At 69.0% G+C, this 19,182-nt stretch carries 16 protein-coding genes; 7 read left to right on the plus strand and 9 right to left on the minus strand.

Annotated elements, in window-relative coordinates; translation table 11 throughout:
• Window positions 1-91: 91 nt before the first annotated feature.
• The 5 genes from CHC02_RS18490 (at window position 92) to creD (ending at window position 5,805) form a co-directional block, all read left to right on the plus strand.
• On the plus strand, window positions 92-1,339 hold the full coding sequence (locus CHC02_RS18490) for an HD-GYP domain-containing protein (RefSeq protein WP_089392910.1): 1,248 nt from the start codon (window positions 92-94) through the stop codon (window positions 1,337-1,339).
• 76 nt (window positions 1,340-1,415) lie between these two features.
• Window positions 1,416-1,955: a retropepsin-like aspartic peptidase RloA2 gene (rloA2, locus tag CHC02_RS18495; protein WP_089392911.1), complete on the plus strand. Its 540-nt coding sequence runs from the start codon at window positions 1,416-1,418 to the stop codon at window positions 1,953-1,955.
• Window positions 1,956-2,010: 55 nt separating this feature from the next.
• Window positions 2,011-2,694 carry a two-component system response regulator CreB gene (creB, locus tag CHC02_RS18500; protein WP_089392912.1) on the plus strand — a complete coding sequence of 228 codons (684 nt, stop codon included), beginning with the start codon at window positions 2,011-2,013 and terminating at the stop codon, window positions 2,692-2,694.
• Window positions 2,694-4,112, plus strand: a complete 1,419-nt coding sequence (gene creC, locus CHC02_RS18505; RefSeq protein WP_089392913.1) for a two-component system sensor histidine kinase CreC — start codon at window positions 2,694-2,696, stop codon at window positions 4,110-4,112. The genes creB and creC overlap by 1 nt, the downstream gene beginning before the upstream one ends.
• A 319-nt stretch (window positions 4,113-4,431) precedes the next feature.
• Window positions 4,432-5,805, plus strand: a complete 1,374-nt coding sequence (gene creD, locus CHC02_RS18510) for a cell envelope integrity protein CreD (protein ID WP_089392914.1) — start codon at window positions 4,432-4,434, stop codon at window positions 5,803-5,805.
• Window positions 5,806-6,052: 247 nt separating this feature from the next.
• Here the strand turns inward: creD and CHC02_RS18515 are convergent, their stop codons facing one another.
• The 6 genes from CHC02_RS18515 to CHC02_RS18540 form a co-directional block, all read right to left on the minus strand.
• The gene (locus CHC02_RS18515) at window positions 6,053-6,676 is read right to left on the minus strand and encodes a glutathione S-transferase family protein (protein ID WP_089392915.1); all 624 of its coding nucleotides are present in this window, start codon (window positions 6,674-6,676) and stop codon (window positions 6,053-6,055) included.
• 12 nt (window positions 6,677-6,688) lie between these two features.
• On the minus strand, window positions 6,689-7,645 hold the full coding sequence (locus CHC02_RS18520) for a Vgb family protein (RefSeq protein ID WP_089392916.1): 957 nt from the start codon (window positions 7,643-7,645) through the stop codon (window positions 6,689-6,691).
• 108 nt (window positions 7,646-7,753) lie between these two features.
• Complete coding sequence (locus CHC02_RS18525; RefSeq protein ID WP_089392917.1) at window positions 7,754-10,165, minus strand: TonB-dependent siderophore receptor; 2,412 nt, start codon at window positions 10,163-10,165, stop codon at window positions 7,754-7,756.
• A 337-nt stretch (window positions 10,166-10,502) separates the two neighbouring features.
• Window positions 10,503-11,462, minus strand: coding sequence for a FecR family protein (locus CHC02_RS18530; protein WP_089392918.1), 960 nt, complete (start codon window positions 11,460-11,462; stop codon window positions 10,503-10,505).
• Complete coding sequence (locus CHC02_RS18535; RefSeq protein ID WP_009615470.1) at window positions 11,459-11,977, minus strand: RNA polymerase sigma factor; 519 nt, start codon at window positions 11,975-11,977, stop codon at window positions 11,459-11,461. The genes CHC02_RS18530 and CHC02_RS18535 overlap by 4 nt, the downstream gene beginning before the upstream one ends.
• Before the next feature lie 173 nt (window positions 11,978-12,150).
• Complete coding sequence (locus CHC02_RS18540; RefSeq protein ID WP_089392919.1) at window positions 12,151-14,328, minus strand: malate synthase G; 2,178 nt, start codon at window positions 14,326-14,328, stop codon at window positions 12,151-12,153.
• Between the two features lie 292 nt (window positions 14,329-14,620).
• Here CHC02_RS18540 and CHC02_RS18545 point away from each other — a divergent pair, with 292 nt between their 5' ends.
• Both CHC02_RS18545 and CHC02_RS18550 read left to right on the plus strand, forming a co-directional pair.
• Window positions 14,621-15,079 (plus strand): GNAT family N-acetyltransferase, encoded by a 459-nt coding sequence (locus CHC02_RS18545; RefSeq protein ID WP_089392920.1) that lies wholly within the window; start codon window positions 14,621-14,623, stop codon window positions 15,077-15,079.
• 22 nt (window positions 15,080-15,101) lie between these two features.
• Window positions 15,102-15,620, plus strand: a complete 519-nt coding sequence (locus CHC02_RS18550) for a glycine cleavage system transcriptional repressor (protein ID WP_089392921.1) — start codon at window positions 15,102-15,104, stop codon at window positions 15,618-15,620.
• Between the two features lie 625 nt (window positions 15,621-16,245).
• Here the strand turns inward: CHC02_RS18550 and rarD are convergent.
• The 3 genes from rarD to CHC02_RS18565 all read right to left on the minus strand — a co-directional run bounded on the left by rarD (window position 16,246) and on the right by CHC02_RS18565 (window position 19,126).
• On the minus strand, window positions 16,246-17,130 hold the full coding sequence (rarD, locus tag CHC02_RS18555; RefSeq protein WP_089392922.1) for an EamA family transporter RarD: 885 nt from the start codon (window positions 17,128-17,130) through the stop codon (window positions 16,246-16,248).
• A gap of 343 nt (window positions 17,131-17,473) precedes the next feature.
• The gene (locus tag CHC02_RS18560) at window positions 17,474-18,448 is read right to left on the minus strand and encodes a serine/threonine protein kinase (RefSeq protein ID WP_089392923.1); all 975 of its coding nucleotides are present in this window, start codon (window positions 18,446-18,448) and stop codon (window positions 17,474-17,476) included.
• Between the two features lie 231 nt (window positions 18,449-18,679).
• Window positions 18,680-19,126 (minus strand): substrate-binding domain-containing protein, encoded by a 447-nt coding sequence (locus CHC02_RS18565; protein WP_089392924.1) that lies wholly within the window; start codon window positions 19,124-19,126, stop codon window positions 18,680-18,682.
• Window positions 19,127-19,182 lie beyond the last annotated feature (56 nt).

The following is a 19,182-nucleotide window of genomic DNA, read 5'->3' on the forward strand; positions in this document are numbered from 1 at the left end:
ACGCAGGCGGCGCGGCCAGCCCAAGCCACCCCCTCCCGCGACGTGCGCCGGCGCACTATGCTCAGGGGAACTGCCCCGACGACTGCCTGCCATGCCCGACTCCTTCTATGTGCGCCTGCCGGTCAAGGACGTGACCCTCGGCATGTACGTCCACGAACTGTGCGGCTCATGGATGGACCACCCGTTCTGGCGCCGGCGCTTCCTGCTGGAAGACCCCGAGGACCTCCGGCGCCTGCGCGAGAGCGGCGTGCTGGAGGTGCTGATCGACCCGGGCAAGGGCCTTTCGCCCCGTTCCGCGCTGGCCCCCGCGGAGCCTGCCGCGGCGAAGCCTCCCGCTTCGCCCGCAGCGCTGCCGGAGAAGCCCTGGCGTGCCATGGAGGACGAGTTGCGCGCGGCGCACCGGCTGTGCGTGCAGTCCAAGCGCGCGGTCATGGCGATGTTCCAGGACGCGCGCATGGGCAAGGCGGTGAACGCCGGCCACGCCCAGGAGCTGGTGGAGCAGATCGCCGCCTCGGTGCAGCGCCACCCCAATGCGCTGATCAGCCTGGCGCGGCTGAAGAACGCCGACGAATACACCTACCTGCACTCGGTGGCGGTGTGCGCGCTGATGATCGCCCTGGCGCGCCAGCTCGGCCTGGACGAGGCGCTGGTGCGCGAGGCGGGCGTGGCCGGGCTGCTGCACGACATCGGCAAGATGCACGTGCCCATGGAGCTGCTGAACAAGCCGGGGCGCCTGGACGAGCAGGAGTTCGCCCGGGTCCGCGAGCACCCGCGGCGCGGCCTGGACATCCTCATCCAGGGCCGCCAGGTCGGCGCCCTGGTGCTGGACGTGTGCCTGCACCACCACGAGAAGCTCGACGGCAGCGGCTACCCGCACCACCTGGCCGGCGAGCAGATCAGCCTGTTCGCGCGCATGGGCGCGGTCTGCGACATCTACGACGCCATCACCTCCGACCGCCCCTACAAGGCCGGCTGGGACCCCGCCGAGTCGATCCGGCGCATGGGCCAGTGGTGCGGCACGCACCTGGACGAACAGGTGTTCCGCGCCTTCGTCAGATGCCTGGGGATCTACCCGGTGGGCTCGCTGGTGCGCCTGGAGAGCGAGCGCCTGGCGGTGGTGCTGGAGCAGCATCCCGAGTCGCTGCTCACCCCGGTGCTCAAGGTGTTCTATTCGATCCGCACGCGCGCGGCGATTCCCCAGGAAGTGCTCGACCTGGCGAAGCTCAAGGGCCGCGAGCGCATCGTCGGCCGCGAGTCGCCGGCGCAGTGGGGCTTCCGCAACCTGGAGACGCTGTGGAGCGGCCTGGACCGCCGCCGCGGCTCGCTGTTCGACGCCTGACGGCGGCCGCTGGCGAACCCCGGGCCGGCGTGGTAGTCCTATGCGCCATGCATCCCGAACTGCCCTGGAGATTCCCGTGAAACCCGTTCCCGCCCTGCTTTCGCTGCTCGTCCTGCCCGGCCTGGCCCTCGCCGCCGAGCCCAAGCTCTACGGGCGCTACGAATGGGTCGGCCTGCCCGAGCTGGACCAGACGCTGCAGGCCAAGATGGACACCGGTGCCTACACCTCGTCGCTGTCGGCCAGGGACATCCAGCTGTTCCAGCGCGACGGCGAGCAGTGGGTGCGCTTCCGCCTGGCCACCAAGGACGGCGGCGACTCGCAGTACGAGCACAAGCTGGCGCGCATCTCCAAGATCAAGAACCGCGCCGACGAAGCCGGCGAGGACGACGAGGAGGAGCGCGCCAGCGGCCTCAGCGAGCGCCCGGTGATCCTGCTGCCGGTGTGCCTGGGCGGCGACCAGCAGGTGATCGAGGTCAACCTCACCGACCGCAGCCGCTTCAACTATCCCTTCCTGATGGGCGCCAAGGGCCTGCGCAAGTTCCACGCCGCGGTGGACGCCAGCGAGCGCTTCGCCGCCGGCAAGCCCAACTGCGCCGGCGGCCGCTCCGACGATTGACGGGGCGCCGGCCTTGCGGCTTGATGGAAGGCCCCGCCACCCGGGCACGGAAGCCATGCCGCACATCCTCATCGTCGAAGACGAAGCCGCCATCGCCGACACCCTGCTCTACGCCCTGCAGGCCGAAGGCTTCGCCGCCACCTGGCTGAGCCTGGCCGGCGAGGCCCTGCGGCGCCTGCGCGAGGAGGCCTTCGACCTGGTCATCCTCGACGTCGGCCTGCCCGACATCAGCGGCTTCGAGGCCTGCCGCCAGCTGCGCCGCTTCTCCGAGGTGCCGGTGATCTTCCTCACCGCCCGCGACGCCGAGATCGACCGCGTGGTGGGCCTGGAGATCGGCGCCGACGACTACGTGGTCAAGCCCTTCAGCCCGCGCGAGGTGGCTGCGCGGGTCAAGGCCATTCTCCGCCGCGGCCCGCCCCGCGCCAGCGCCGAGGCGGCGCCGGCCGGGCCCTTCCAGGTGGACGAGGGGCGCTTCCTGATCCACTACCGCGGCCAGGCGCTGAACCTCACCCTCCACGAATTCCGCCTGCTCCAGGCGCTGCTGGCGCGCCCGGGCCGGGTGTTCAGCCGCGAGCTGCTGCTGCAGGCCCTGGGGGTGGCGGCCCAGGCCGGCTACGAGCGCAACATCGACAGCCACATCAAGAGCCTGCGCGCCAAGCTGCGCCAGGTGGCCGCGGACGCCGAGCCGATCCAGACGCACCGCGGCCTGGGCTACAGCTACGCGGCGGAGAAGGCCTGATGCCGCTGGGCGTGCGGATCTTCCTGGCGTACTTCCTGTTCGTCGGGCTGACCGCCTACTTCGTGCTGAGCACGGTGATGGACGAGATCCGCCCCGGGGTGCGCCAGTCCACCGAGGAAACCCTGGTGGACACCGCCAACCTGCTGGCCGAGGTGCTGCGCGACGACCTGAAGCACGGCACCCTGGTCCACAGCCAGCTCCCCGAGCTGCTCAGGGCCTACGGCGCGCGCAGCCCCCAGGCGGACATCTGGGGCGTGCGCAAGAACGCGGTGAACCACCGCATCTACGTCACCGACGCCCGCGGCATCGTCCTGCTCGACTCGGCCGGCGAGGCGGTGGGCCAGGACTACTCGCGCTGGAACGACGTCTACCTGACCCTGCAGGGCAAGTACGGCGCGCGCTCCAGCCGCGAGTCGGCGGACGACCCGGGCTCCTCGGTGATGTACGTGGCGGCGCCGATCAAGGACGGCGAGAAGATCATCGGCGTGGTCTCGGTGGCCAAGCCCAACCGCACCCTGCAACCCTACATCGAACGCTCGCAGCGGCGCCTGGCCTGGCTCGGCGGCGGGTTGGTGGTGCTCGGCCTGCTGGTTGGCGGGCTGCTTTCCTGGTGGCTGAGCGGCGCCCTGCGCAAGCTCACCCGCTACGCCCAGGCTGTCAGCGAGGGCCGCCGCGCCGAACTGCCGCGCTACCGCGGCGGCGAGATGGCGCAACTGGCCGAGGCGGTGGAGCGCATGCGCGTGCAACTGGAGGGCAAGGCCTACGTCGAGCGCTACGTGCATACCCTGACCCACGAGCTGAAGAGCCCGCTGGCGGCCATCCGCGGCGCCGCCGAACTGCTCGAAGGCGAGATGCCGGCGGCGCAGCGCGAGCGCTTCGTCGGCAACATCGCCGGCGAGAGCCAGCGCCTGCAGCAACTGGTGGAGCGCCTGCTGAGCCTGGCCCAGGTGGAACAGCGCCAGGGCCTGGAGGAAAGCGAGCCGGTAAAGCTGCACGAACTGGTGGCGGAACTGCTGCAGGCCAACCTGGCACGCCTGGAAGGCTTGCGGGTGGAGAACGCGGTGCCGGAGGAAGCGCTGGTGGTGGGGGAGCGCTTCCTGCTGCGCCAGGCGCTGGGCAACCTGCTGGACAATGCCCTGGACTTCACCCCGGCTGGCGGGGCGATCCGTTTCAGCGCCCTGCGCGAGGGGGAAAGCTGGCGCCTGGCGCTGCTCAACGAGGGGCCGGCGATTCCGGACTACGCGCTGGAGCGGCTGACTGAGCGGTTCTATTCCCTGCCGCGGCCGGGGACGGGGCGTAAGAGCACCGGGCTTGGGCTGAACTTCGTTGCCGAGGTGGCTGGGTTGCATGGCGGGAGGCTGGGTGTGGGGAATGTTGAAGGTGGGGTGGAAGCTTGGCTGGAGGTGCCGGGGGGCTGACAGGAGAAGAGCCTGAGAGCCCCTCTCCCCAGCCCTCTCCCTGAAGGGAGAGGGGGCTTGTCCGTGCCGAGAGGAGGAATGGTTTCAGCCGGAAACCTTCGGTGTTGCCGGCTAACTCCAAAATACCCAACCACGCCGAACGGTCCCCTCTCCCTTCAGGGCGGGGCGCGCAGCCGAGGGTTAGGGAGAGGGAAAGGCGCCTACCCACCACACCAAAGCCAGCCCCCACACAATCCCCACAATCTCCCCATCCCACCACCACAAAGCCCCCACAGTACCGATCCAGACTCTCCACCACCCCACCCCCCGGAGAGCCCCCATGAACCGCCCCCTGCTTTTCAAGCTCGGCGCCATCGCCGTGCTCATGCTCCTGCTGCTGGTCCCCCTGCTGATGATCGATGGCCTGGTCGTGGAGCGGCAGGCCTACCGCGACGGCGTGCTGCAGGACATCGCCCGCAGTTCCGCCTACGCCCAGCGCCTGCGCGGGCCGCTGCTGGTGGTGCCCTACGTGCGCCAGGTGCTGGAGTGGGAGCGCGACGAGCGCAGCGGCACCCGCGTGCAGGTGCAGCGGGAGAAGCGCGGGCGCCTGTACTTCCTGCCGGAGACCTTCCTGGTCGACGGCCAGATGAGCACCGAACTGCGCCACCGCGGCATCTACGAGGCGCGCCTGTACCACCTGGAAAGCCGCGTCAGCGGTAGTTTCGTGGTGCCGGCGCACTACGGCGTGCGCGACGACCTGGGCAGCTACCGCTTCGAGCAGCCGTTCCTGGCGGTGGGCATCAGCGACGTGCGCGGCATCCAGAACGCGCTCAAGCTGAGCCTCGACGGCCGCACCCTGGACTTCGCCCCCGGCAGCCGCTCGCAGCGCCTGGGCGAGGGCGTGCACGCGCCCCTGCCGCTGGACGCCAGCGCCGCCGAGCAGCGCTTCGACTACGCCTTCGAACTGGCCCTGCTGGGCAGCTCGCGGCTGGACATCACCCCGGTGGGCCGCGACAGCCAGGTCAGCCTCAAGGCCGACTGGCCGCACCCCAGCTTCGGCGGCGAGTTCCTGCCGGTGGAGCGCAGCATCGGCGCCGATGGCTTCAGCGCACGCTGGCGCACCAGCTTCTTCGCCAGCAGCATGGAGGAGGCGCTGCAGAACTGCTTCGCCGGCAAGGGCTGCGACACCTTCGACTCGCGCGGTTTCGGCGTCAGCCTGGTGGACCCGGTCGACCAGTACCTCAAGGCCGACCGCGCGCTGAAGTACGCGCTGCTGTTCATCGGCCTGACCTTCGCCGGCTTCTTCCTCTTCGAGGTGCTCAAGGGCCTGGCCCTGCACCCGGTGCAGTACGCCCTGGTGGGCCTGGCCCTGGCGCTGTTCTACCTGCTGTTGCTGTCGCTGGCCGAGCATGTCGGCTTCGAACGCGCCTACCTGGCCTCCGCCGGCGCCTGCGTGGCATTGATCGGCTTCTACCTGTGCACGGTGCTGCGCAGCGTGGTGCGCGGCTGCGCCTTCGGCGCCGGCCTGGGGCTGCTCTACGCCATGCTCTACGGCCTGCTGCGGGCCGAGGACTATGCGCTGCTGATGGGCTCGCTGCTGTTGTTCGCGGTGCTCGCCGGGGTGATGGCGCTGACCCGCCGGCTGGACTGGTACGGCGTCGGCCGGCGCGCGGAGCCGCAGTTTTCCCTGGACGAAGTGAGCCACGAAGGCTGAAGGAGGCCGCCATGCAACTGCTGACTGTTGTACTGCCGGGAGCGCGCCGGTGAGCGCCTGGGGCGGGTTGCGCGAGGAGCGCCGGGCCGGCCGGCGCCTGGCCCGGCGGATCGCCGGCCTGGTGTTGCGGGCGCGCGGTGAAGGGTTCACGAGCAAGCTCGCTCCTACGAAGAGCGGGGGGCGCGCCCAGCCTGGCCCTGCTGCCCGCGGCGGATAACCGCGAACGGTTATTCGCCGTGCCGATCCGTCAGGCCGGCTGTGTGGCCTGCAGGGAGGGGCGCCTGGCGGCCTCGGCGTACCAGGCCGCCAGCTTCGGGTAGCGCTCGCGCCAGGCCCAGTCCGGGCGGCGGAAGTCGAAGTAGCCCAGGGCGCAGGCCAGGCCGATGGCGACGATGTCGAAGCGCTCGTTCAGCGCCGCGAAGGCCTCGCCCTCGAAGTGCTCCAGGGCGCGCTCGATCTTCTGCTGCTGGCCCTGCAGCCAGTCGTCCCAGCGCTTCTGCTCGGGGCGCACGAAGGTTTCGTAGCGGCTCAGCACGGCGGCGTCCATGACGGCGTCGGCCAGCGCGGCGAGGGCCAGGCGCTGCCAGCGCTGCGGGCCTTCGCGGGGGACCAGCGGTTCGCCGGCGTGCTGCTGGTCGAGGTATTCGGCTATCACCCGGCTGTCGTACAGGGCCTGGCCGTCGGCCAGGCGCAGGCAGGGGATCTTGCCCGCCGGGTTGCAGGCGTTGACCCCGGCGTCCGGGCTCACCGGGCTGAGGCTGGCGGCCTGCAGGCGCACCTTGTCGAGCTGGCCGGTCTCGTGCAGCAGCACCATGACCTTGCGCACGAAGGGCGAGGCGGGGGCGTGGAACAGGGTGAGGGTGGGGCTCATGGCGTCTCCTGGTTATTCGCGGATGACCAGCAGGCGGTCGCTGCCGGCGTCGGCGCCCCAGACCTCGCCGGGACGGCCGCTGAGCTGGCTGACCCGGGCCTCGGCCTGGTCGCTGGGGTAGGCGGTGAATTTCTCGCTCTGCGGGTCGAAGCGCAACACGGCGTCGCCGCCCGGGTCGCTGAGCCACACGCGGTCCATGGCATCGACGTAGAGCGCGCCGGGCTGCGGGTGGTCGCCGGGCAGGCGCCAGCTCTTCCACTTGCCGTCGCTGGGGTCGAAGCGGCCGAGCCGGCCGCTGCCGGCTTCGCTCACCCACAGCCGGCCGATGGAATCGGCGCCCAGTTGCTGCGGTCGCCCGCCTGGTTCGGGCAGCGGGAAGCGGGTGACGGCCTGGCCGAGGGGATCGATGCGGTTGATGCTGTCGTCGTCGGCGGAGGCGTACCAGACCTGGCCGTCGGGCGTCACCGCCAGGCCCTGGGCGCTCTTGCCGCCGGGCGTGGCCCAGACCTCGAGCTTGCGCGTGGCGGGGTCGATGCGGCCGTAGAAGCCCTTCGCGCCGGTGAACCAGATGTCGTGGTCGTCATCGTAGGCCAGGCTGTCCAGGCCGGCGTCGGCGGCCTCCTTGGGCAACGGCACCACCTCGCTGCCGAGGCGGTCCGGGTCGACACGGACCAGGGCGTTGAGGCCGCTGTCGGCGATCCAGGCCTCGCCATCCGGGCCGGCCAGCACGGCGCGCGGCAGCGAGCCCTGGCCCAGGCTGACCTGCTCGTCCTGGCCGCCCTGCGGGTCGAAGCGGCCCAGCGAACCATTGCCCCCGGCGACGTACCACAGCCGGCCGTCGTCGAGCATGGCCACGGCCTGGGGCGCGCTGCCTTTGCTCAGGGGGTAGTACTGCGGGTCTGCGGCGTGGGCGGTGCAGCTCAGCAGGAGGCCGAGCAGGGCGGGCAGGAGTCGCGGGCTTTGCGGCATGGGGGTGCTCCCGGGCGTGGCCGTTGGAAGGCGCACTGTAGCGCGCCACGCGCCGGGAGGCGAACGGCGCGCGGGGAACGCGCCGTGGGGAGGGGCTTCAGTGGGTTGTCACCACTTGTAGGTCAGGCTCGCCACCACTTTGCGCTGGTCGCCGTAGTAGCAGTAGTAGCCATCGCAGGTGGAGATGTAGTCCTTGTTGAACAGGTTGCTGGCGTTGACCGCGACCGAGGCGCCCTTGAGCGAGTTGTCCAGCTTGCCCAGGTCGTAGTGCACGGCGGCATCGGACAGGGTGTAGGAACCTGCGTAGCCGTCGAAGGTATTGGCCTGGTCACCGTAGGTATCGCCCACGTAGCGAATCCCGTAGCCGACGCCGAAGCCGTCCAGCACACCGGCGTGCCAGGTGTAGTCGGCCCACAGCGAGGCCTGGTTGCGCGGGATCAGCTGCAGGTGGTTGCCGTCGTACTGGCCCTTGCGCACCTCGGTGTCGGTGTAGCTGTAGCTGCCGATCAGCTTGAGGTTCTCGGTGAGGTTGGAGTTGGCTTCCAGCTCCAGGCCGGTGACCTTGACCTCGCCGGTCTGGCTGGTCACCGAGACGCCGCCGACGTTGTCGGAGACGGTCACGTTCTTCTGCCGCAGGTCGTACACGGCGGCGGTCAGCAGGGTGTCGCTGCCGGGGGGCTGGTACTTCACGCCCAGCTCCCACTGCTTGCCCTCGGTGGGCTTGAAGGAGGAGGTGCTGGTGACGTCGGCGCCGCTGGAGGGCTGGAACGACTCCGCATACGACAGGTAGGGCGCCACGCCCGAGTCGAACACGTAGCTGATGGCGGCGTTGCCGCTGAACTTCTGGTCCGACTCGGAGTTGGTGGCGTTGCCGGCGTTGTGGAACTTGGTGCCTGTGTGCACCCAGTCCTGGCGGCCGCCGAGGGTCAGGCGCCAGTGGTCCAGGGCGATCTGGTCCTGGATGTAGGCGCCGGTCTGGAAGGTCTTCTGGTCATAGTCGTAGAAGGCCGAGGAGCGCGGCGGGCGCACGATCGGCTGGCCATAGACCGGGTTGATCACGTTGCTCGGCGGTACGCCGAAACCGAAGATCGACAGGTAGTTGGTGTTGCTGCGGTTGTGGTCCAGGCCCAGCAGCAGGGTGTGCTTGAGGTCGCCGGTGGCGAAGTCGGCCTGGAAGTTGTTGTCCACCACGAACTGGGTGACGTCCTCTTCGGTCGAGGTACTCATGCGGCTGATGGTGCCATCGTCGGTCACTACCGGCGGGCTGCCGGCATAGAGGGTGGTCGGGGTGATGGCGTCGAACGACAGGTCGTTCTTCATGTAGCGCAGGTTCTGGCGGAACTGCCAGACGTCGTTCAGGCGGTGCTCGAAGCTGTAGCCCAGCCAGTAGGTGGTGCGGTCGTAGTGTTCCCAGTCCGGATCGCCCAGGTTCTTGTGGTGGGAGATGTCGCCGAAGGGAGCGTCGTACTTGGTGCCCTTGAGCGGCAGGAACTGGGTGGTGATGCCGGTATCGTCGCGGGTGAACTGGCTGAGGAAGGTCAGCCTGGTGTCGTCGTCGATGTTCCAGGTCAGGCTGGGGGCGATGTTGTAGCGCTTGTCCGGGATGTGGTCGACCTGGGTGTTGCTGTCGCGCACCACGCCGCTGACGCGGTATAGCAGCTTGCCTTGGTCATCCAGCGGGCCGGTGCTGTCGAAGTTGATCTGCTTGTGGTTGTAGTTGCCCGCCTGCAGTTGCACGGCATTGGCCTGCTCGGCCTGCGGGCGCAGGCTGACCATGTCCAGCAGGCCGCCGGGCGGGGTCTGGCCGTACACCGAAGAGGCCGGGCCGCGCAGCACGGCGACGCGCTCCAGGTCCCAGGTGTCGAGTTTCGGGTTGGCGTAGACGCCGGTGGCCATGGGCAGGCCGTCGAGGAACTGGGTGGGCTTGAAGCCGCGCACGCGCAGCCAGTCGGAGCGGGTGTCGCTGCCGTAGCTGCCGGCCACGGTGCCGGGCATGTAGCGCACGGCGTCGTCGAGGTTCAGCGCGGCGCGGTCCTGCATCTGCTCGCGGGTGGCCACGGAGATCGACTTGGGCGTTTCGAGGATCGAGCTATCGGTCTTGGTGCCGGTCATGGTGCGAGTGGCGACGTAGCCGACGGTCGGCCCTTCGGGGTCTTCCTGGGCGGCGCTCACGGTGGTGGCGCCCATGGCCAGGGTGTCCTTGGGCAGCGGGCGCACGCTGTAGCTGCCGGAGGCGTTCTCCACCAGTTCCAGGCCGGTGCCTTCCAGCGCCTGGCGCAGGGCGCCGAGGCCGTCGTAGCGGCCTTGCACGGCATGGGCGTTGCGGCCGCTGGCCAGGGCCGGGTCGATGCTTAGGCTGATCCCGGCTTCCGCGGCGATGCGGTTGAGGGTGCTGGCCAGGGGGGCGGCGGGCAGCTGGTAGTCGCGTACGGCGTCGGCGGCGACGGAAGCCAGCGGGCTGGCGAGGAGGATGGCGGCGGCCAGCAGGTGCGGACGGAAGGCCATGGTGGGGGACGGCATCGGGGATTCACTCCTGGGTGTGAATATGTCTCGTTCGCCTGATTGCCGGTCGAGAATCGAAAAGTGATAGGGCTGTGCGAAAAAAATTTCGCGGGGCCTATTTCCAGTCCGATACAGCGTGATCAAGGGGCGTTCGGCTATCGCGGACAAGGTCGTCTCAGGTTTGCGCCGAACTTCCCGTTCATGTCGGACAGCCCCCTCTCCCTTCAGGGAGAGGGTTGGGGAGAGGGAGCGGAGCAAATCCGAAGCACCGTTGTCCCCGGTAAATGCCATTCGCGAGCAAGCTCGCTCCTACGAAGAGCGTTTTTACGAAGAGCGTTTCGCGCGGCCGGCAGGTTCAGCCGCGCGGCACCACCTTCGCCCACCAGTCGCCGTGGCGCTCGATGCGCACCGGCAGGCTCGGCGGCAGCGAATCCAGGGCCAGGTCGGTGTCGCGCAGGGAGAAACTGCCGCTGATGCGCATGTCGGCCAGCGCCGGGTCCAGGCCGAGGTAGCCGCTGCGGTACTGGCCGAGTTTCTCCAGCAGGTCGGCCAGGCGCAGGTTGTCGGCCACCAGCATGCCGTGGGTCCAGGCGTCGGCGGTGGCGCTGTTGGCTTCCAGCGGCCCCAGGCCGTCGGCGCGCACCAGCACGTGGCGGCCCTGGGGGACGACGGTTTCGTCGCGGCCGCGTTCGGGTCTGGCCGCCACCGCCGACTGCAGCACGCTGAGCAGGGTGCCGCCGGCCTGGCGTTCCACCAGGAAGCGGGTGCCCAGGGCGCGCAGACGGCCGTCGCGGGTCTCGACGATGAACGGGCGGCTGTCGCCGTGGGCGGTCTGCACCATGATTTCGCCGTCGAGCAGGACGATGCGCCGTTCGCTGGCGTCGAAGCGGATGTCCAGGGCGGTGCGGCTGTCCAGTTGCACCAGGGTGTCGTCGGGCAGGCGCAGTTCGCGCAGCTCGCCGGTGCCGGTGACCACGTCGGCCAGGGCGTAGCGCAGCGGCAGGTAGCGGTTGCCCACGCCCAGGGCCAGCACCCCGGCCAGCAGCAGCGACAGGCCGGTGCCGGCCAGCCGCCGCAGCTTGCGCCGCGACTCGCCCGGCGCGCGCAGCAGGGCGCTGCGCGCCGCGGGGGCGGCGGCCGCGCCCAGGTTGTGGTCGAGCATGCCCAGTTGGTGCCAGGCGCGGGCGTGTTCGCTGTGGGCGGCGTGCCAGTGGGCGAAGGCGGCTTCGTCCTCGGCGCGGGCCTCGCCGGAGCCCAGGCGCAGTTGCCAGGCGATGGCCTCGTCGAGGATGCGGACGGAGACCGGGCCCTTCATGTCGGCTCGCCGTACAGGGCGATGTAGCACTGGCGCAGGCCCTGGGCGATGTACTGGCGCACCCTGGGGACCGACACGCCCAGGCGCTCGGCGATCTCGGCGTGGCCCAGGCCGTCCAGGCGGTTGAGCAGGAAGGCGCTGCGCGCGCGGCTGGACAGCTTGCCCAGCAGGCGGTCGATCTCGCGCAGGTCGGCGAGGATGAGGAACTGGGTTTCCACCGAGGGCTGCTCGGCCTCGGGCAGCTGCAGCAGTTCGTCGAGGTAGGCCTGTTCCAGCGCCTGGCGGCGCCAGTGGTCCACCAGCAGGCCCTTGGCCACGGTCACCAGGAAGGCCCGCGGCTCGCGCAGGCTGGGCAGCTCGCGGCGGCCGAGGATGCGCACGAAGGTGTCCTGGCCGAGGTCCTCGGCGCGCTGCGGACAGCCGACGCTGCGATTGAGCCAGGCGAGCAGCCAGTCGCGATGGTCGCGGTAGAGCGCGCCTACGAATTCGCCATTGCCAGTCTGGACTGCCGACACCTTTGCTCCCCCACCCCGATTCGGAATGAACGACAAAACGATAACTATTCGCAAATGATCGCAAAGTGCAACCAGCCTGCGCAATCGGCGCCTGTCGGTTTTCGGGGAAATTGGGGGCCAGAAACGAAAAAACCGCCCCGAAGGGCGGTTTTCCTGTCAGCGCAAGGTGAGCCTTACAGACCGTTCTTCGCCTTGAACTCGCGACGACGGCGGTGCAGCACCGGCTCGGTGTAGCCGTTGGGCTGCCTGGTGCCTTCGACCACCAGTTCCAGCGCGGCCTGGAAGGCCACGTTGTCGTCGAAGTTCGGCGCCATCGGGCGGTACAGCGGGTCGTTGGCGTTCTGCCGGTCGACCACCGCGGCCATGCGCTTCATGCTCTCGACCACCTGCTCCTTGGTGATGACGCCATGGCGCAGCCAGTTGGCCAGCAGCTGGCTGGAGATGCGCAGGGTGGCGCGGTCTTCCATCAGGCCGACGTCGTTGATGTCCGGCACCTTGGAGCAGCCGACGCCCTGGTCGATCCAGCGCACCACGTAGCCGAGGATGCCCTGGGCGTTGTTGTCGATCTCGTTCTTGATCTCTTCCGCGCTCCAGTTGGTGTTCGGCGCCAGCGGAATGCTCAGGATGTCGTCGACCGAGGCTGGTGCGCGCTTGGCCAGTTCGGCCTGGCGGGCGAACACGTCGACCTTGTGGTAGTGCAGGGCGTGCAGGGTGGCCGCGGTGGGCGAGGGCACCCAGGCGGTGTTGGCGCCGGCCAGCGGGTGGGCGATCTTCTGCTCGAGCATGGCGGCCATCAGGTCCGGCATGGCCCACATGCCCTTGCCGATCTGCGCCTTGCCCTGCAGGCCGGTGGCCAGGCCGACGTCGACGTTGTTGTTCTCGTAGGCGCCGATCCACTTCTCGGTCTTCATGGCACCCTTGCGCACCACGGCGCCGGCTTCCATGGAGGTGTGGATCTCGTCACCGGTGCGGTCGAGGAAGCCGGTGTTGATGAACACCACGCGCTCGCGGGCTTCCTTGATGCAGGCCTTGAGGTTGATGGTGGTGCGGCGTTCCTCGTCCATGATGCCGACCTTCAGGGTGTTGCGCGGCAGGCCGAGGACGTCCTCGACGCGGCCGAACAGCTCGCTGGTGAAGGCGACTTCTTCCGGGCCGTGCATCTTCGGCTTGACGATGTATACCGAGCCGGTGCGGGTGTTCTTGCGGCTGGTGTTGCCGTTGAGGTTGTGGATGGCGATCAGGCTGGTGAACAGGCCGTCCTGGATGCCCTCGGGAACCTCGTTGCCGTTCTTGTCGAGGATGGCGTCGTTGGTCATCAGGTGACCGACGTTGCGCACGAACAGCAGGGAGCGGCCGTGCAGGCTCAGCTCGGAGCCGTCGGCCCTGGTGTAGGTGCGGTCCGGGTTCATGGTGCGGGTGAAGGTGGTGCCGCCCTTGCTGACTTCCTCGGCCAGGTCGCCCTTCATCAGGCCCAGCCAGTTGCGGTAGATGATCACCTTGTCGTCGGCGTCGACCGCGGCGACCGAGTCTTCGCAGTCCATGATGGTGGTCAGCGCGGCCTCCATCAGCACGTCCTTCACGCCGGCGGCGTCGGTCTGGCCAACGGGGCTGGTGGGGTCGATCTGGATCTCGAAGTGCAGGCCGTTGTGCTTGAGCAGCACGGCCTGCGGCTTGGCCGCTTCGCCCTGGAAGGCGATGAACTGGGCGGCGTTCTTCAGGCCGGTCTGGCTGCCGTTCTTCAGGGTGACGGCCAGGGCGCCGTTGTTCACGGTGTAGGCGGTGGCGTCGACGTGGCTACCGCCTTCCAGCGGCGCGGCCTCGTCGAGGAAGGCGCGGGCGAAGGCGATGACCTTGTCGCCGCGGACCTTGTTGTAGCCCTTGCCCTTCTCGGCGCCGTTCTCTTCGCTGATGGCGTCGGTGCCGTAGAGCGCGTCGTACAGCGAGCCCCAGCGGGCGTTGGAGGCGTTCAGGGCGAAGCGCGCGTTCATCACCGGCACCACCAGCTGCGGGCCGGCCATGTGGGCGATTTCTTCGTCGACGTTCTGGGTGCTGGCCTGGAAGTCTTCGGCTTCGGGCAGCAGGTAGCCGATCTCCTGCAGGAAGGCCTTGTAGGCCGCGGCGTCATGGGCCTGGCCGGCGCGAGCCTGGTGCCAGCCATCGATCTTGGCCTGCAGCTCGTCGCGCTTGGCGAGCAGGGCCTTGTTCTTCGGGGCCAGGTCATTGACCACGGCTTCCACGCCTGCCCAGAACTTGCCGGCGTCGACGCCGGTACCGGGGATGGCTTCGTTGTTGACGAAGTCGAACAGGACTTTGGCGACCTGCAGGCCACCGACTTGAACGCGTTCAGTCATTGCTTGCCTCACTCTGCTCAGGACCAGCTCGGGACCCAGGCAAGACGCCTTGTAGTCCGAGCCGCGGAATACTACATGATGCCGTGGGAAAAATCAGTGGGCTTGCGTCGCGGTTAGACCAAAGTACGCATCTCAGTCACGTAGCAGCAACAATGTTCGCAAAAAACTGATGGATTGTTCCAGATAAATCTGAAAACAGTACACGATTTATTCGGCAAGATACCTGCGACGCCCCGTCGCAGCTGGCTCCGCGCCGCGGCCTATACTCAGGCTTCACCCTCGGAGGATCACCATGCCCATCGCCCGCGCCACCCTTGCCGACCTCGACGACCTGGTCCCGCTGTTCGCCGGCTACCTGGACTTCTACGAAGTGCCGGCGCCCCCGGCGGACGTCCGCGGGTTCCTCGCCCAGCGCCTGGAGCGCGGCGAATCGGTGATCTACCTGGCGCGCAGCATCGACGGCGTGGGCCTGGGCTTCGTCCAGTTGTACCCCTTCTTCGCCTCCCTTGCACTCCGCCCGGCCTGGCTGCTCAGCGACCTCTACGTGCTCCCGGCGGCCCGCCGCGACGGCCATGGCGAGGCGCTGATGAACGCCGCCCGCGCCCACGCCGAGGCCAGCGGCGCCTGCGGCCTGCAGCTGGAAACGGCGAAGGACAACCGCAATGCCCAGGGCCTCTACGAGCGCCTGGGCTACCAGCGTGACGAACGTTTCTATACCTACTGGCTGGACCTGGGCCAGGCCCGGGGCTGAAGCATCGACTCAGGAGGCTGCCATGGATCATCTCGTGCTCACCATCATCGCCCCGGACCAGCCGGGGCTGGTGGAACGCATCGCCCAATGCATCGCCGGCCACGGCGGCAACTGGCTGGAGAGCCGCATGTCGCGCATGGCCGGGCAGTTCGCCGGCATCCTGCGGGTGGCGGTGCCGGCCGAAGGCTACGACGAACTGGTGGAAGGCCTGCAGGAGTTGGGCGACCACGGCATCCGCGTGCTGCTGGCCGACAGCGGCATCGAGCCCTCCTGCAACTGGAAGCCGATCCACCTCGACCTGGTGGGCAACGATCGCCCCGGCATCGTCCGCGACATCACCCGCCTGCTGGCCGAGCACGGCGTCAACCTGGAGCGGCTGACCACCGAGGTGCTGCCGGCGCCCATGAGCGGCGAGCCGCTGTTCCACGCCGACGCGGTGCTGGCGGTGCCGCTGACGCTGCCGCTGGAGCAGTTGCAACAGCACCTGGAGGCCCTGGCCGACGACCTCATGGTGGACCTGAATTTCCACAAGGAGGACTGAGGCGCGGAAAAACACCGGCGTCCTGTGTATAAGTCTGTTGAGGAAATGTGCGCTGAACGCTGGAAGGCCCGCATGGCGGCGTTCCAGGCGCAGTGCTTCGCTGTGAACAGGTCGCTCCGGGTTGCCCACAATCCCCGTGGGTTGTCCTGTTGGTTGGCTGTGGATGGATGGCTATACGTCAGGCTGTGCGCGGCCTCTGGCGGTTCGCTCAGAAAATGATCCGCGCCCGGGGCGGGCGCCGGGCTGGGCGGCTTATCCACGTCTTTGCACAAAAACCGTGGGTCGCGCTGTGGGCAACTGCTGTATGCCTGGCTACAGGCTGCGTGGATGCCGGGCTTGCGGGGATTGCTCAAAAAAGCGCCAGGCCCGTCGTGGCCCTGCACAGAAACCCGGGAAAGCCCTGTGGAAAACCCTTGGGTAGATCGCCGACGGCCTTTGACCGCGTGCCTTGCAGGCGTTTGTACGCATTCTGAGCAGCCATCGCTGCCGTTGCCGCGGCGCTTCGGCCCGGCTGCGGCATTGCGGGGTTATCCCCGCCAGCGCTGGACGAAGCTGTGGAAAAGTTCCGGATGCCTGGCTGCAGGCCCCGCCGGACGGGGCCTGCATGCTATCGCTCAGGAAATGATCAGGCGCGCCGCAGGCGGTACCAGATGTCCACGCTGTACACCACCAGCGCCAGCCAGATGCAGCCGAAGGCCACCAGGCGGGTGGAGTCCAGGTGCTCGCCGAACAGCAGGACGGCCTGCAGCAGCACCAGGGTCGGCGCGATGTACTGCAGGAAGCCCAGGGTCGCGTAGGGCAGGTGGCGGGCGGCGGCGTTGAAGCACACCAGCGGCACCAGGGTGACGGGGCCGGCGGCGGCCAGCCAGAGCGCCTGCGGGCTGCTCCAGAAGTCCAGGTGGGCGCTGGGGCCGTCGGCGAACAGCAGCAGCCAGACCAGGGCCAGCGGCAGCAGCATCCAGGTTTCCACCACCAGGCCGGGCAGGGCGTCCACCGGCGCCTGCTTGCGGATCAGCCCGTAGAAGCCGAAGGTCAGCGCCAGCACCAGCGATACCCAGGGCAGGCTGCCCAGTTGCCAGACCTGCTGGGCCACGCCGAGGGCGGCCAGGCCCACGGCCACCCATTGCAGCGGGCGCAGGCGCTCGCGCAGCACCACCAGGCCGAGCAGCACGTTGATCAGCGGGTTGATGTAGTAGCCCAGGCTGGCCTCGAGCATGTGCCCGTTGTTCACCGCCCAGACGTAGACCAGCCAGTTGCTGGCGATCAGCACCCCGCTGGCGCCGAGCACCGCCAGGCGCCGCGGGTTGTCGCGCAGCTCGCGCCACCAGCCGGGGTGCTTCCACACCAGCAGCAGCGCGGCGCCGAACAGCGCCGACCAGATGGCCCGGTGGGTGATGATTTCCAGGGCGGGAATGCGTTCCAGCAACTTGAAGTAGACCGGGAAGAGTCCCCAGATGACATAGGCGGTCAGGCCCAGGGCATAGCCCCGGCGGGGATTGGCGGTGGCCATCGGACGTCCTTGCGGCAGTGGAGAAGAGTGGCCGCGCCATTCTAGGGGGCGCGGCCGATGTTGTCTGTGTGTTCAGTTTCCGTTGCCGGGTGGTGCGGGGAATTGGCCGTAAAGCGGATGTTACGCCTCGGCCAAACCGTGGGAGCAACCGTCTATTGGGTTCCGATGGGTATCGCTTCGCTCAACCCCGCCAACGCCGCCCCTTGCAACCCGTAGGGCGCATAACGCCTACGGCGTTATCCGCCAATGGTCCCGGACACCGATGTTCCGGCCGGCGGCGGATAACCGCGAACGGTTATTCGCCCTACGGTCGAGCATGGTCGTAGGAGCGCGGTGGGATGGCTCAGAACAACCGCAGCGGCTCCTCGTCCAGCGCCGCCATCTGCTCGCGCAGCACCAGCACCTGCTCGCCCCAGTAGCGCTCGCTGCCGAACCAGGGGAAGCTCGGCGGGAACGCCGGGTCGTCCCAGCGCCGCGCCAGCCAGGCGCTGTAGTGCATCAGGCGCAGGGTGCGCAGGCCCTCGATCAGCGGCAGCTGGCGCGGGTCGAAGTCGTGGAACTCCTGGTAGCCGTCGATCAGCTCCGAGAGTTGCAGCAGGCGTTCCTGGCGCTCGCCGGCGAGCATCATCCACAGGTCCTGAACCGCCGGGCCCATGCGGCAATCGTCCAGGTCGACCATGTGGTAGGCCTCGTCGCGGCACAGCAGGTTGCCCGGGTGCAGGTCGCCGTGCAGGCGGATGGCGGTGTAGCGGTTGTCGGCGAACAGGGCGTCCAGGCGCTTGAGCAGGTCGCGGGCCACCGACTCGTAGGCCGGCAGCAGGCTCTTGGGTACGAAGTTGCCTTCCAGCAGGGTGGCCAGGGACTGGTGGCCGAAGTTATCCACAGTCAGCTGCTCGCGGTGTTCGAAGGGGCGGACGGCACCCACCGCGTGCAGGCGGCCGAGCAACTGGCCGAGTCGGTAAAGCTGGTCCAGGTTGCCCGGCTCCGGCGCGCGGCCGCCGCGGCGGGGGAACAGGGCGAAGCGGAAGCCGGCGAACTCGAACAGGCTTTCGCCGTCGCGCACCAGCGGCGCCACCACTGGCACCTCGCATTCGGCCAGCTCGGCGGAGAAGGCGTGCTCCTCGCGGATGGCCGCGTCGCTCCAGCGCCCGGGGCGGTAGAACTTGGCCACCAGCGGCTGGTCGTCCTCGATGCCCACCTGGTAGACGCGGTTCTCGTAGCTGTTGAGCGCCAGCACCCGCGCATCGCTGAGGTGGCCCAGGCTTTCCACCGCATCGAGGACCAGGTCGGGCGTGAGGGCGGAGAAGGGATGGGACATGGCGGCGATCCAGGGCTGTGAACAGGCCCCTAGTCTACGCACACCGCCGCGGGATTGCTGGCCCCTGCGCCATCGTGCCGGGGGACTCTTCGGATCCATGGGGCCGTGGCGATGGGGATCGCTTCGCTCAACGCCATCCTGCGTTGGGGGGCTCCGGCGGGCCCGGCTTCTCGTAGGAGCGAGCTTGCTCGCGAACGGGCCCCGCAACGGAGCCAGCTCGCTCCTGCAGCATCAGTCGCCGCAGGGGCTGAACTGGAAGCCGGCCTTGGCCAGCGCCTCGGGATGCGCCTTCAGGTAGCTGAAGAAGCGTTCCGCCAGCTCGCGCCGCGGGCCTTCCACCAACACCAGGTAATACTGCGCCTGCGGGGCGCAGGCATAGGGTCGCGGCGCTTCGCCGCGGCCCTGGGCATGCAGCGCCTGCACGCCGTGGGCGCCGTTGTCGGCGAAGAACAGGTCGAAGGGCATGCCCTGGCCGATGTCGCGGGCCAGCTCGGCGCTGTCGCCCTCGATCAGCAGGACCTTGTTGCCGGTCTGCAACTGGTACTGGTCGGCCAGCGCCTCCAGGGCCGCCATCGGCTGGTGGCCGCTGGCCACGCGCAGGACGTCGGGGGTGGCCTGGCCGAGCGACGGCAGCAGGGCGCTGCACACCAGCAGCAGGGGGATCAGGACGCGGCGCATGGGCGGGGGCTCCGGGCAGTGGGGTGGCCTATTGGAACCCCACCGCCGGCGCCGGC

Origin of the sequence: Pseudomonas delhiensis, assembly GCF_900187975.1 — a bacterium.
Classification (GTDB): domain Bacteria; phylum Pseudomonadota; class Gammaproteobacteria; order Pseudomonadales; family Pseudomonadaceae; genus Pseudomonas; species Pseudomonas delhiensis.

Bases quoted from the DNA above. Each gene is read 5' to 3' on its own strand.
- CHC02_RS18490 (WP_089392910.1), top strand. From the start codon at position 92: ATGCCCGACTCCTTCTATGTGCGCCTGCCGGTCAAGGACGTGACCCTC.
- creB (WP_089392912.1), top strand. From the start codon at position 2,011: ATGCCGCACATCCTCATCGTCGAAGACGAAGCCGCCATCGCCGACACC.
- creC (WP_089392913.1), top strand. From the start codon at position 2,694: ATGCCGCTGGGCGTGCGGATCTTCCTGGCGTACTTCCTGTTCGTCGGG.
- creD (WP_089392914.1), top strand. From the start codon at position 4,432: ATGAACCGCCCCCTGCTTTTCAAGCTCGGCGCCATCGCCGTGCTCATG.
- CHC02_RS18515 (WP_089392915.1), bottom strand. From the start codon at position 6,676: ATGAGCCCCACCCTCACCCTGTTCCACGCCCCCGCCTCGCCCTTCGTG.
- CHC02_RS18520 (WP_089392916.1), bottom strand. From the start codon at position 7,645: ATGCCGCAAAGCCCGCGACTCCTGCCCGCCCTGCTCGGCCTCCTGCTG.
- CHC02_RS18525 (WP_089392917.1), bottom strand. From the start codon at position 10,165: ATGCCGTCCCCCACCATGGCCTTCCGTCCGCACCTGCTGGCCGCCGCC.
- CHC02_RS18530 (WP_089392918.1), bottom strand. From the start codon at position 11,462: ATGAAGGGCCCGGTCTCCGTCCGCATCCTCGACGAGGCCATCGCCTGG.
- CHC02_RS18540 (WP_089392919.1), bottom strand. From the start codon at position 14,328: ATGACTGAACGCGTTCAAGTCGGTGGCCTGCAGGTCGCCAAAGTCCTG.
- CHC02_RS18545 (WP_089392920.1), top strand. From the start codon at position 14,621: ATGCCCATCGCCCGCGCCACCCTTGCCGACCTCGACGACCTGGTCCCG.
- CHC02_RS18550 (WP_089392921.1), top strand. From the start codon at position 15,102: ATGGATCATCTCGTGCTCACCATCATCGCCCCGGACCAGCCGGGGCTG.
- rarD (WP_089392922.1), bottom strand. From the start codon at position 17,130: ATGGCCACCGCCAATCCCCGCCGGGGCTATGCCCTGGGCCTGACCGCC.
- CHC02_RS18560 (WP_089392923.1), bottom strand. From the start codon at position 18,448: ATGTCCCATCCCTTCTCCGCCCTCACGCCCGACCTGGTCCTCGATGCG.
- CHC02_RS18565 (WP_089392924.1), bottom strand. From the start codon at position 19,126: ATGCGCCGCGTCCTGATCCCCCTGCTGCTGGTGTGCAGCGCCCTGCTG.